8 protein-coding genes are annotated in these 11586 nt (G+C 65.7%); all 8 read right to left on the bottom strand.

Going from position 1 to position 11586, the window contains the following annotated elements:
• Positions 1-30: 30 nt before the first annotated feature.
• Positions 31-4482 (bottom strand): glutamate synthase large subunit, encoded by a 4452-nt coding sequence (gene gltB, locus IEJ03_RS13905; RefSeq protein ID WP_192035406.1) that lies wholly within the window; start codon positions 4480-4482, stop codon positions 31-33.
• Between the two features lie 473 nt (positions 4483-4955).
• Entirely contained in the window at positions 4956-6059 is a 1104-nt protein-coding gene (gene aroB / locus IEJ03_RS13910) for a 3-dehydroquinate synthase (protein ID WP_192035407.1), read from the bottom strand.
• A gap of 37 nt (positions 6060-6096) precedes the next feature.
• Positions 6097-6645 (bottom strand): shikimate kinase AroK, encoded by a 549-nt coding sequence (aroK, locus tag IEJ03_RS13915; RefSeq protein WP_192035408.1) that lies wholly within the window; start codon positions 6643-6645, stop codon positions 6097-6099.
• Complete coding sequence (gene pilQ / locus IEJ03_RS13920; RefSeq protein ID WP_192035409.1) at positions 6645-8681, bottom strand: type IV pilus secretin PilQ; 2037 nt, start codon at positions 8679-8681, stop codon at positions 6645-6647. The genes aroK and pilQ overlap by 1 nt, the downstream gene beginning before the upstream one ends.
• A 41-nt stretch (positions 8682-8722) precedes the next feature.
• Positions 8723-9271 (bottom strand): pilus assembly protein PilP, encoded by a 549-nt coding sequence (locus IEJ03_RS13925; RefSeq protein WP_242457984.1) that lies wholly within the window; start codon positions 9269-9271, stop codon positions 8723-8725.
• The gene (locus IEJ03_RS13930) at positions 9268-9906 is read right to left on the bottom strand and encodes a type 4a pilus biogenesis protein PilO (protein WP_192035410.1); all 639 of its coding nucleotides are present in this window, start codon (positions 9904-9906) and stop codon (positions 9268-9270) included. Before IEJ03_RS13930 ends, IEJ03_RS13925 begins: the two co-directional genes overlap by 4 nt.
• A complete protein-coding gene (locus tag IEJ03_RS13935) occupies positions 9903-10478 on the bottom strand; it encodes a PilN domain-containing protein (RefSeq protein ID WP_192035411.1) in 576 nt (191 codons plus the stop codon). Before IEJ03_RS13935 ends, IEJ03_RS13930 begins: the two co-directional genes overlap by 4 nt.
• Positions 10478-11536, bottom strand: a complete 1059-nt coding sequence (gene pilM, locus IEJ03_RS13940) for a type IV pilus assembly protein PilM (protein ID WP_202884378.1) — start codon at positions 11534-11536, stop codon at positions 10478-10480. Before pilM ends, IEJ03_RS13935 begins: the two co-directional genes overlap by 1 nt.
• Positions 11537-11586: the final 50 nt, after the last annotated feature.

The following is an 11586-nucleotide window of genomic DNA, read 5'->3' on the forward strand; positions in this document are numbered from 1 at the left end:
GGCCCTTAAGGAAGGCCATCGGGACTCGGCTTATTCTGGTCGCCGCCGGGACTCGGCGAGCAGACTGCCCAGGCTCGCGGCCTTGGGCTTCACCAGCCAGAAGTGGCGGATGAAGTGGCCGAAGTCCTCGAGAATCGCCGCACCGCGCGCCGAGCCGGTGGTGGCGACATAGTCCTCGATGACCTCCCGCAGGTGGCGCCGGTGCGCCTCCATGGCTTCGGTGTTAATCCGGTGGATCTCCACCAGCTCGTGGTTGTACTTGTCGACGAAGGTACGGTCCTCGTCGATGACGTAGGCGAAACCGCCGGTCATGCCGGCGCCGAAGTTGACACCGGTCTCGCCAAGCACCGTGACCAGGCCGCCGGTCATGTACTCGCAGCAGTGATCACCGGCGCCCTCGATGACCGCGGTGGCGCCGGAATTGCGCACCGCGAATCGCTCGCCGGCGGTGCCAGCGGCATACAGGGTGCCGCCGGTGGCGCCATACAGGCAGGTGTTGCCGATGATCGCCGTCTGGTGACTCTCGAAGCGGCTCCCGGCCGGCGGCACGATGGTGATCGAGCCCCCGTTCATGCCCTTGCCCACGTAGTCGTTGGCATCGCCCTCGAGATGCAGATTGAGGCCGCGGGCGTTCCATACCCCGAAGCTCTGACCGGCCACGCCGGTGAAGCGCGCGGTGATCGGCGCGTCCTCGAGGCCGGCCTCGCCGTAGCGCTTGGCGATGGCTCCGGAGGTCATGGCCGCCACGCTGCGATCGCAGTTAGTGATGGTGAAGTCGAACTCGCCACCGGACTTCTCGTCGATCGCTGTGCGCAGCGCCTTAAGCACCTCCTGGTTCTTGGCGCCCGGATCATGGGGCACGTTGCGGCTGACCCGGCAGAACTGCGGGGCCTCGGCCGGCACGTGGTCGTTCTCGAGCAGCGGCAACAGGTCGAGCTTGCGCTGGGCGCTGGTCTGGCCCTCGAGCACCTCAAGCAGGTCGGTGCGCCCGATCAGGTCGGTGAGCTTGCGCACCCCGAGCAGCGCCATCAGCTCACGCACTTCCTCGGCGATGAAGCGGAAGTAGTGCTTGACCATGTCCACGGTGCCGCGGAAGTGCTCGTCGCGCAGGAAGTCGTCCTGGGTGGCCACGCCGGTGGCGCAGTTGTTGAGATGGCAGATGCGCAGGTACTTGCAGCCCAGCGCGACCATCGGCGCGGTGCCGAAGCCGAAGCTCTCGGCGCCGAGAATCGCCGCCTTGACCACATCCAGCCCGGTCTTCAGGCCGCCATCGGTTTGGAGGCGGATCTTGTCGCGCAGGCCGTTGATGCGCAGTGCCTGATGGACCTCGGGCAGGCCGAGCTCCCAAGGGCTGCCGGCATGCTTGATCGAGGTCAGGGGGCTGGCCGCGGTGCCGCCGTCATAGCCGGATACGGTGATCAGGTCGGCATAGGCCTTGGCCACGCCGGTGGCGATGGTGCCGATGCCGGGCTCGGAGACCAGCTTCACCGAGACCTGGGCGTCCGGATTGACCTGCTTGAGATCGAAGATCAGCTGGGCCAGATCCTCGATGGAGTAGATGTCGTGGTGCGGCGGCGGCGAGATCAGAGTCACGCCGGGCACCGCATAGCGCAGCCGGGCGATCAGCTCGTTGACCTTGCCGCCGGGCAGCTGGCCGCCCTCGCCGGGCTTGGCGCCCTGGGCGACCTTGATCTGCAGCACCTCGGCGTTGACCAGGTAGGCCGGCGTGACGCCGAAGCGCCCCGAGGCGATCTGCTTGATCTTGGAGGAGCGGATGGTGCCGTAGCGCGCCGGGTCCTCGCCGCCCTCGCCGGAGTTGGAGCGTCCGCCGGCCTCGTTCATGGCCTGGGCCAGCGCCTCGTGAGCCTCCGGCGACAGGGCGCCGAGCGACATGCCGGCGCTGTCGAAGCGCGGAATCAGGTCCTCGATGGCCTCGACCTCCTCGAGCGGCACCGGCTCGGCGGCGGGCTTCAGGGTCAGCAGGTCGCGAATGGTGGCCACCGGACGCTCGTTGACCAGCGCCGCGAATTTCTTCCACTTTTGGTAATCGCCCTGCTGCACCGCCTCCTGCAGGGTGGTGATCACGTCGGGGTTGTAGGCGTGGTACTCCTTGCCGTGGACATACTTGACCAGGCCGCCCTGGCCGATGCCCTTGCGCGGGGTCCAGGCCCTGCGTGCCAGCAGCTCCTGCTGCAGCTGCAGCTCGCTGAAGCCGGCGCCCTCGATGCGCGAGGCCATGTGGGTGAAGCACAGGTCCATGACCTCGCTGCCAAGGCCCACCGCCTCGAACAGCTGGGCGCCACGGTAGGAGGCCAGAGTCGAGATCCCCATCTTGGAGAGAATCTTGTAGAGACCCTTCTGCAGGCCCTTGCGATAGTTCTCGCGGGCATCCGCCGGGTTGCCGGTCAGCTCGCCGGTGCGGTGCATGTCGGCCATCACCTGATAGGCGAGATACGGATAGACCGCGGTGGCACCGACGCCGAACAGCACCGCCATCTGGTGGGCGTCACGGGCATAGCCGGTCTCGACGACCAGGTTGACTCGCGGGCGCAGTGCCGCGCGCCCCAGGTGGTGATGGACGGCGCCCACGGCCAGCGCCGCCTGAATCGGCAGCTGACCCTTCTCGAGGCCGGCATCCGAGAGCACCAGGATCACCTTGCCGCTGCGGGCGGCGTCCTCGGCCTGGCGGCAGAGCGCCTGAATGGCCTGCTTGAGGCCGGTAGCCTCGGGGTCGTAGGCAAGCGACAGACGCTGGCTCGCGAAGGCCGGATCCTCCTGGCTGATCAGCGCGGTGAACTTGCGCGGCGACAACACCGGGGTGGTCAGGATCAGGCGATGGGCGTGTTCGGGCGTCGCCTCGAAGACGTTGAGCTCGGCACCGCAGATCGTCTCCAGCGACATCACGATGGCTTCGCGCAGCGGATCGATCGGCGGGTTGGTGACCTGAGCGAACTTCTGGCGGAAGTGATCGGTAAGCAGGCGCTCATGGCGTGACAGCACCGCCATGGGGGTGTCATCGCCCATGGAGCCCACCGCCTCCTGGCCGCTCTCGGCCAGCGGACGCAGCAGCTGGTCGCGCTCCTCGAAGGTGACCTGGAAGAGCTTCTGGTGCACGTTGAGCTCGTCGGCCTCCATGGGCTGGAAGCGGGCCAGCTCGGTCAGCGCCGACTCCAGGTAGCTGGCCTCGTCCTTGAGCCAGCGCCGATAGGGGTAGGCCGACTTCAGGCGGTTGTCGATGTCCTCGGTGTGCAGGATCTCCCCGGTCTGGGTATCGATGCCGAGCACCTGGCCCGGCCCGACGCGACCCTTGGCCACCACGTCCTCGGGGGCATAGTCGTAGGTACCGATCTCGGAGGCCAGAGTGATGTAGCCGTTCTTGGTGATCACCCAGCGGGCCGGACGCAGGCCGTTGCGGTCGAGCATGCAGACGGCGTGACGGCCGTCGGTCATCACCATGCCGGCGGGCCCGTCCCAGGGCTCCATGTGCATGGAGTTGTACTCATAGAAGGCGCGCAGGTCGCCGTCCATGGTCTCCACGTTCTGCCAGGCGGGCGGCACCATCATGCGGACGGCGTTGTAGATATCCATGCCCCCGGCCATCAACACCTCGAGCATGTTGTCCATGCTCGAGGAGTCGGAGCCCGAGGTGTTGACGATCTCGTCGAGTTCGGCGATCTCGGTCAGCCGCTCGTTGACGAAGTTTTCCTTGCGCGAGTTGGCCCAGCCGCGATTGGCCTCGATGGTATTGATCTCGCCGTTGTGCGCCAGCAGGCGGAACGGCTGAGCCAGCGGCCAACGCGGCGCGGTATTGGTCGAGAAGCGCTGGTGGAAGACGCAGATCGCGGTCTCGAGACGCTCATCGCCCAGATCCTGATAGAAGGTGGGCAAATCCACCGGCATCATCAGGCCCTTGTAGGACACCACCTGAGAAGACAGCGAGCAGACATAGAAGTCTGGCTCGCCGGCGAGCTTCTCCTCGGCACGGCGCCGGGCCATGAACAGGTCGACGGCCAGCTGGGCCTCGAGGCGATCGTCGCCGGCGGCGATGAAGACCTGACGGATACGCGGCAGGCAGTCCAGCGCCATGGGGCCGCACACGCTTGCGTCGATGGGAACATCGCGCCAGCCGTGCACGGTCAGGCCGCGGGCCTCGAGTTCGCCGGTCAGCACCTCGCGGGCAGCCTGCTCGCGGGTATCGTCATCGGGCAGGAAGAGGCTGCCGACGGCGAAGCGCTCACCGAGCTCGACGCCCAGTGACTCCCGGGCCACGGCCCGCATGAAGTCGGCAGGCATCTTCAGCAGCAGGCCGCAGCCGTCGCCGGTCTTGCCATCGGCGGCGATGCCGCCGCGGTGAGTCATGCAGGTCAGCGACTCGATGGCGGTCTTCAGCAGGTCATGGCTGGCCTGCCCTTCCATATGCGCAATCAGGCCGAAGCCGCAGTTGTCGCGAAATTCACCGGGCTGGTGGAGACCTTGTCTCATGGGCGCGCCTCGTCAATATCAGTGGTCTTGTGTCCAGATGGCATCCGCGATATCGTTATTGGTTTTTCTTTATTCATGATTCGCCAATAAGTGCCAATTTCTGGCGCCAAAAAAGGCTAACCAGCATAGCCACCCCCCTCTCCCGGCGCAATTCCCTGCCCGCCACGCCATAGAAAAATCGCCGAAAATCGGCATCTTAGCGAACCATTCAATAAAAAAAACCTGACAGGTCAACCACTTGGACAGGCGCGACGCGGCCGTGTCGCAAAATTAGACTTTAGTCGCAAAAGACCGCCTCAGGCCATGCCAATCCTGCATAAGGCATGCTAATCCCTTTCCCTTTGTCGACATTGCAGGCCGCCATCGGACTCACCCTATCCCGCACCTGCTGGCCTCGTCGCAACGCCCGACCACAAAAAAGGCGCCCGTAAAACACGGACGCCTGATCAGCAACGTGGCCTCAGCCCTTTTCCTTAGCGACGAGGAAAGCCCGCCAGCAGCCCCTCGAGCATCTCGGGCGGGGTCGTATCATGCAGGCAAGCCTCGCCAAGCCCACGCAGCAACACCAGGCGAAGCCGGGCGTCGATGTTCTTCTTGTCCAGGCGCATCACCGCAAGGAAATCCTCCACGCCCATGTCGGCCGGGGCCGCCGGCGGCAGGCCGGCGTGGGAAATCACCGCCGCCACCCGGGCCACCTCGGCCTCGGAAAGCCAGCCCAGTCGCTGCGAGAGCTCGGCCGCCATCAGCATGCCGGTCCCCACCGCCTCCCCGTGCAGCCAGGCACCATAGCCCTGATGCGCCTCGATGGCATGACCGAAGGTGTGCCCCAGGTTCAGGAGTGCGCGTGCGCCCTGCTCGGTCTCGTCGGCGGCCACCACCTCGGCCTTGATGGCACAGCTGCGATAGATCGCCTCGCGCAGTGTCTCTCCGTCCAGGCCTCGCAGCGCCTCCATCTGCGCCTCGAGCCAGGCAAGGAAGTCGAGATCGCGAATCAGGCCGTACTTGATCACCTCCGCGAGCCCCGCCGAAAGCTCCCGGGACGGCAGGGTGGCCAGGGTATCGGTATCGATCAGCACCGCCTTGGGCTGCCAGAAGGCACCAATCATGTTCTTGCCGCGAGGGTGATTGACCCCGGTCTTGCCGCCCACCGAGGAGTCGACCTGGGACAGCAGCGTCGTCGGCACCTGAATGAAGGCAACCCCGCGCTGATAGCAGGCCGCGGCATAGCCGGTCATGTCACCGATCACCCCGCCGCCCAGCGCGATCAGGGTGCAGCGACGGTTGAAGCCGGCGGCCAGCAGGGCATCCCAGATCCTTGATACGGACTCCAGGGTCTTGGTGTGCTCGCCGTCGGGCAGCACCACCTCGCGCACCTCAAGATCCTCGGGCAGGCCTCGTTTGAAGGCGGCGAGATAGAGCGGAGCGACCGTCTCGTTGGTGACGATCATTACCTGACGGCCGGCCAGATATGGGGCAATGGTATCGGGGCGACCTAGCAGGCCAGGACCGATATGGATCGGATAACTGCGCTCGTCGAGCGCCACGCTTAAGGTGCGAATAGCGTCGGATCGGGACATGACAAAGACTCGGTTAAGAGGGGCAGCAAGGGCGCCGTCAGGCCTTGCAGGACAGCAACGGATCGAGCTGGCGACTCACGCGACGCACGATCTCGCCAACCACCGCCTTGGGGCCACGGCGGTCGGTGCGCACCACTAGATCGGCGGTCGCCCGGTACAGCGGGTCACGACGGGTGAACAGGGTGCGCAGCACCTCCTCCCGGTCGTCACGCTGCAAGAGCGGACGGTTGCGATCCCGGGCGGTGCGCTTCAACTGCTGCTCGACCGTGGTGTAGAGATAGATCACCGTGCCGCGCTCGCGCAGCGCGCGGCGATTGGCTTCGCGCATCACCGCGCCACCTCCGGTGGCCATGACCACCCCGGCGCGCCGAGTCAGCTCGCCGATCACCTGCTGCTCACGCTCGCGAAAGCCCGCCTCACCCTCGACATCGAAGATCCAGGGAATGTCGGCGCCGCAGCGGCCCTGGATCTCGTGGTCACTGTCGAAGAACTCACGGCGCAACTCGGCCGCCAGCAGGCGGCCGATGGTGCTTTTTCCGGCCCCCATGGGGCCGATCAGAAAGAGATTGGGAAGTTCGTCCTGCATCAGCGAAGGGCCAGCCTGTCCTCGAGAATCCTGGGGGTGATGAATACCAGCAACTCTACCTTCTCGTTCTCTTCTTGGGTATAGCGGAATAGCTGGCCGAGCACCGGCAGGTCACCGAGGAAGGGCGTCTTGGATAGGCTGCGCAACTCCTCGGTGGTGAGGATACCGCCCAATACCACCGTCTCGCCGTTGTCCACCAGCACCTGGGTCTCGATCTGATTGGTGTCGATGGCCGGCGCACCGGCAATGGTCAGGTCAGAGACGGTATCGTTGTTGATGGCAAGATCCATGATCACCCGGTTATCTGGGGTGATCTGCGGCGTGACCTCCAGCGACAGCACGGCCTCCTTGAATTCCGTGTTGGTGGCCCCGCTCGAGGTCGCCTCCTGATAGGGAATCTCCTGGCCCTGCTTGATGATAGCGGTGCGCTGGTTGGCGGTGATGACCCGCGGCTGGGAGATGGTCTGGCTCTTGCTTTCGGTCTCCAGGGCGCTGAGCTCGAGATCGAGCAGCACATCGCCGGACAGATAGCCGAAGGAGAACCCCGTGGACTGCGTCCCAGATGCCCCCAAGTCGACCGACAGCCCACCATCGGCGGCAGTACCGCTAGCGGCACCGCTGACATCGATCCGACCATCGCTTTCGCTACCAGAGAGCCCCCAGTTGACGCCTAGCTCCTGGGTGACCCCGTCTCGGGCGATGACGATGCGAGCCTCGATCTGCACCTGGCGCACAGCGACATCCAGCCGCTCGACGGTGCGCAGGATCTGGCGGATCTGCTCGGCGGTATCCTGGATCAGCAGGGTGTTGGTGCGCACATCCACGCTGACCCGGCCGCGCTCGGTGAGCAGGCCGAAGCCCTCGCCGCCGCGCAGCAGCTGCGCCAGATCGGCGGCCTTGGCGTACTTGACCTCTACGTACTCGGTGGTGAGCGGCGCCAACACCTGCATCTGCTCGCGGGCCTCGATCTCCTGGCGCTCGATATTGGCCAGCTCGCTGGCCGGCGCCACCACGATGACATTGCCCTCCCGGCGACTGGCCAGGCCGTGGCTCTGAAGCACCAGCTGCAGGGCCTGATCCCAAGGCACCTCCTCCAGGTTCAGGGTCACCCGACCGCTGACACTATCACTGGCCACCAGGTTGAGCCCGCTGACCTCGGAGATGATCGCCAGCACCGCCCGCACCTCGATGTCCTGGAAGTTCAGGCTGATGCGCTCCCCCTCGAAGCTCGTCCGCTCGGTCTCGCGCACTTCCTGCTGCTCGAGTGCCACCGGCCGCGCCTCGACGACCAGCTGACGCCCCTGGAGCGTCGAGAACATGGCGTACTCGCCTTCGGTGGCGATCTCCAGGCGCACCCCGTTGGCGACCCGTTGCGGCACGATGCGCGTGATCGGTGTGCCGAAATCGGTGACGTCGAGCACCTGATCCTGCCCCTCGGGCAACACGACATCGGAAAGCTCGGCGATGATATCGGTGCCGGCCTCGCGCACCCGGGAACTCACTCCCGAGCGGTCGAAGTTCACCACCAGCCGGCCACCGCCGCCCCCGCTGCGCTGGAAATCGAAGCCCGCGATCCGTGGCTCGCCGCCTGCCTCTGGCGAGGCGGCGGTCGCCGTGGACGTGGCTCGGGTGGCGGGTGCCGCCGTGCTCGCTGGCGTGGAGCCCCCTCCGATCACCAGCTCCAGGCGATTCCCCACCTGGCGCGTGCGATAGCTCAGCGGCGAGGCGAGGTCGAACACCAGACGCGTGCGCGAACCGGCCTCCAGCGTGATGAGTCGCTCGACCCCGGCGAGGCCGATCTCGCGACGGCGCTCGGCCAGGCCATTGGCGGTCTCGACCAGATCGATGCTCAGCCGCGGCGGCTCATCGAGCCGATAACCGCGCACCTCGGGCACCTCACCCTCGAAGCGCATCTCGACCTCGACCTCCCCCTCACTGCCCTGCCGCACCTCGAGCCCGGCCAGCGTCGACGCCGCCAGGGCCGCAGTGGGGTTGGCCAAAGCCAGCACCAACAGCGTACGCATCATGATCTGCATCGTCGTATCCCTTCCCTGCCTGCGTGGCACGGCCTAAATCCTCAGCCGGCCTGTTTCGTTGTTTCGTCGTCGAGGGTCAGCTGCCGAGTGCGCTCGACCCAGCCACCCCGACCGTTGTTGACCACCTCGACCATCTGCACGGAGCGCGCGGTGATGCCGATGATGCGGCCATAGTCAGTGCCCAATCGATCGCCACTGGTGAGGCGATGCACCTCGCCACCGGGCGCTCGCACCAACGCAGAGGGCCGATTGGCAACATTCAACGTGCCGACCAGCTCGAGTTGCTCGAGGGGATAGGCCTCCAGGGGCTCGCGCGGACGATCCAGATCCGGCGCCAGGTCCGCAGAGCCTTCCGGCACCTGCTCCGGGGCCGGCAGGCTTGACCGGAAGGGACTACGCCGATCCGCCTGATCGTAGGCGATGGGGTTGTAGTCCGGCACCACGGGCAAGGGCGCCAGCTCCACTTGACCCGGCGAGGCCCTGAACTCATCCAGCTTGCGCTCCAACTCCTCAAGCTCAGGCTCGACACAGCCCCCCAACACCAGGGCACCGAGCCCCAGCAGCATCGCCACACCACGTCTATTGGTCATCGCGTGCTCCCTCCCTGACCCTGTGGTGCCGCCTTCTCCACGTCGCTGTAAGTGCGTGCCAGCATCGACAACTGAAGCTCTCCGGCATTGCCGGCCGGCGCCAGGGTGAAGTCATGCTGGGTCACGATACGCGGCAAGGCTGCCACGGCGGCCAGAAATGAGGCGATGCGGTGATAGTCTCCCCGCACCCGAATATCGAAGGGGCGCTCGGTATAATGTTCCTGGTTGATCGGTGCGCGCAGGCGGATCGCATCGATGGCCAGCTGGTTATCCAGTGCCGCCTTGCTGATGTCATCGACCAGGGAGGGAATCTCGGCCCCGTCGGGCAACAGCTTCAAGAGGCCTTCGAGACGACTCTCCAGTGCCTCCGCCTGATCGATCAATGGCGGCAGCCGCGCCGCACCGGCGGCCTTGCTTCGGTAGTCACGCAGCAAGGTCTGCTCCTGCTGGCGCGCCTCCTCGAGCGACTCGAGCTTGGGCGCGGCGAGATACCAGTTCATGCCGGCAAAGGCCAAGCCCAGCGCCAGCAGGAAACAACCGAACTGCAGGGACCAGGGCCAGCCGCCTGCTTCCTTGATATCGAGCTCTCGCCAATCGAGCTCCCGCAGACGCCGCCATTCGGCCGATAAATTCATGGCGAGGCCTCCTCTTGCTCGTCCTCTGGTGGCTCGTCGGGCAGGTGCTGCGCCACGCTGAGCGCGAAGCGACGCTGGTCCTGCTCGGTGCCCTCGACCTCGGAAAGCACAGGCACGCCGAACACCGCGGAGGCCTCCAGGGCCCGCAGCTGGTCCGATACCTGGTAATTGTCCTCGGCCCGCCCGCCCAGGCGCAGCTGCCCTGCCTGGCGCGTCAGCTGGGTATACTGAACGCCCTCCTGAAGGCGTCTCGCCAGCTCGTTGAAGACATATACGGTCTGTGGCCGTCCCTGCTGCAGCTCGGTGAAGACCTCGATCTTGGCCAGCAGGGCGTCACGCGACTCCTCATACTCGCTGATGGTCCGGATATCCCGCTCGAGCTTCGACAGGGCGGTGCGGATATGATCGTTGCGCTGTTGCTGCACGGCCAGCTGATGATCGTAGTAGAAGGTCATCGCATACCCCGCACCCAGACCCAGCACTGCCATAAGGCCCAGCGCCATATTGAAGCGCTTGCCACGCTGCTCACGCTGCTCCTGTCGCCAAGGCAGAAGATTGATCTCGATGCCCATCAGCGCCCCCTCATAGCCAGGCCACAGGCCATCAGCATGGCCGGCGCATCGTTAGCCAGGGTCTGGGCGTTGATGCGCGGGTTGACCTGCATGCGACCGAACGGGTTGGCGTTCAGAACCTCCATACCCGTCTCCTCGACAAGCCGCTCCTTGAGCCCCGGTACCACGCTGGAACCGCCTGCCAGCACCAGGCGGCTCACCTTTTCCTTGCGACCCGCGGTGTAGTAAAGCTGCAGGGAGCGTCCGATCTGCTGCACCAGGGTCTCGACGAAGGGCATCAGGATGCTGGTCGGATAGTCGCCTGGCAGGCCACCGCGCTTCTTGGCCAGGCCCGCTTCCTCGAGACTGAGCCCATAGCGGCTGGCGATCTCGTCGGTCAGGCGACGTCCGCCGAACACGGTATCGCGACTGTAGACGATGCGACCGCCCCTGAGCACATGGAAGGCATTCATGTTGGCCCCGATGTCGACCAGCGCCATGCATTCCTCCTCCTCGCCGGGAGGCATCTGCTGACGCAACTCGTCGAAGGCCCGCTCCATGGCGAAGGTCTCGACGTCGACCGCGGCGGGCGTCAGATCGGCCTGGCGCAGCGTCTCGGTGAGCTGCAGGATATCCTGATTGCGACAGGCCACCAGCAGCACATCCTGCTGATCGCCATAGCGCTCGTTCAGCCCCAGGCGCTGGAAGTCGAAGGCCACCTCGCTGAACGGAAAGGGAATATGCTTGTCGGATTCGAGCTCGATGCGCGCCTCGATCTCATCGTCGTTGAGCGAGGCCGGCAGGATCAATGTCTTGGTGATGGCGGCACCGGCCGGCACGGCGACACAGGCCTCGCGAGTGCCAGGCTGCGCCTGAGCGACCGCACGCTGCAGAGCCTCGGCGACCTCGCCAATGTCGCGAATGCGTCGCTCGACTACCGCGCCCTCGCGAAGCGGCCGCACGGCATAACTCTCCACCCGCCGCTGGCCGCGGACACGCTTGAGCTCGATAAGTTTGACGGTCGCCGAGGTGATATCCACCCCGATCACCCCCTTGCCGGAATGCCTGAGTCTTCTCAAGACCTCACCCCCAAATCGAGCCTATCGCTATCATGCCAATGCATCAGTAG

The organism is Halomonas sp. YLGW01 (assembly GCF_014840935.1).
In the GTDB taxonomy this organism is placed as follows: Bacteria; Pseudomonadota; Gammaproteobacteria; order Pseudomonadales; family Halomonadaceae; genus Onishia.

What these genes read in the sequence shown, in the direction of transcription:
- IEJ03_RS13925 (WP_242457984.1), bottom strand. Translation starts at nt 9,271, where the DNA reads ATGACCAATAGACGTGGTGTGGCGATGCTGCTGGGGCTCGGTGCCCTG.
- IEJ03_RS13935 (WP_192035411.1), bottom strand. Translation starts at nt 10,478, where the DNA reads ATGGGCATCGAGATCAATCTTCTGCCTTGGCGACAGGAGCAGCGTGAG.
- gltB (WP_192035406.1), bottom strand. Translation starts at nt 4,482, where the DNA reads ATGAGACAAGGTCTCCACCAGCCCGGTGAATTTCGCGACAACTGCGGC.
- aroK (WP_192035408.1), bottom strand. Translation starts at nt 6,645, where the DNA reads ATGCAGGACGAACTTCCCAATCTCTTTCTGATCGGCCCCATGGGGGCC.
- IEJ03_RS13930 (WP_192035410.1), bottom strand. Translation starts at nt 9,906, where the DNA reads ATGAATTTATCGGCCGAATGGCGGCGTCTGCGGGAGCTCGATTGGCGA.
- pilQ (WP_192035409.1), bottom strand. Translation starts at nt 8,681, where the DNA reads ATGCAGATCATGATGCGTACGCTGTTGGTGCTGGCTTTGGCCAACCCC.
- aroB (WP_192035407.1), bottom strand. Translation starts at nt 6,059, where the DNA reads ATGTCCCGATCCGACGCTATTCGCACCTTAAGCGTGGCGCTCGACGAG.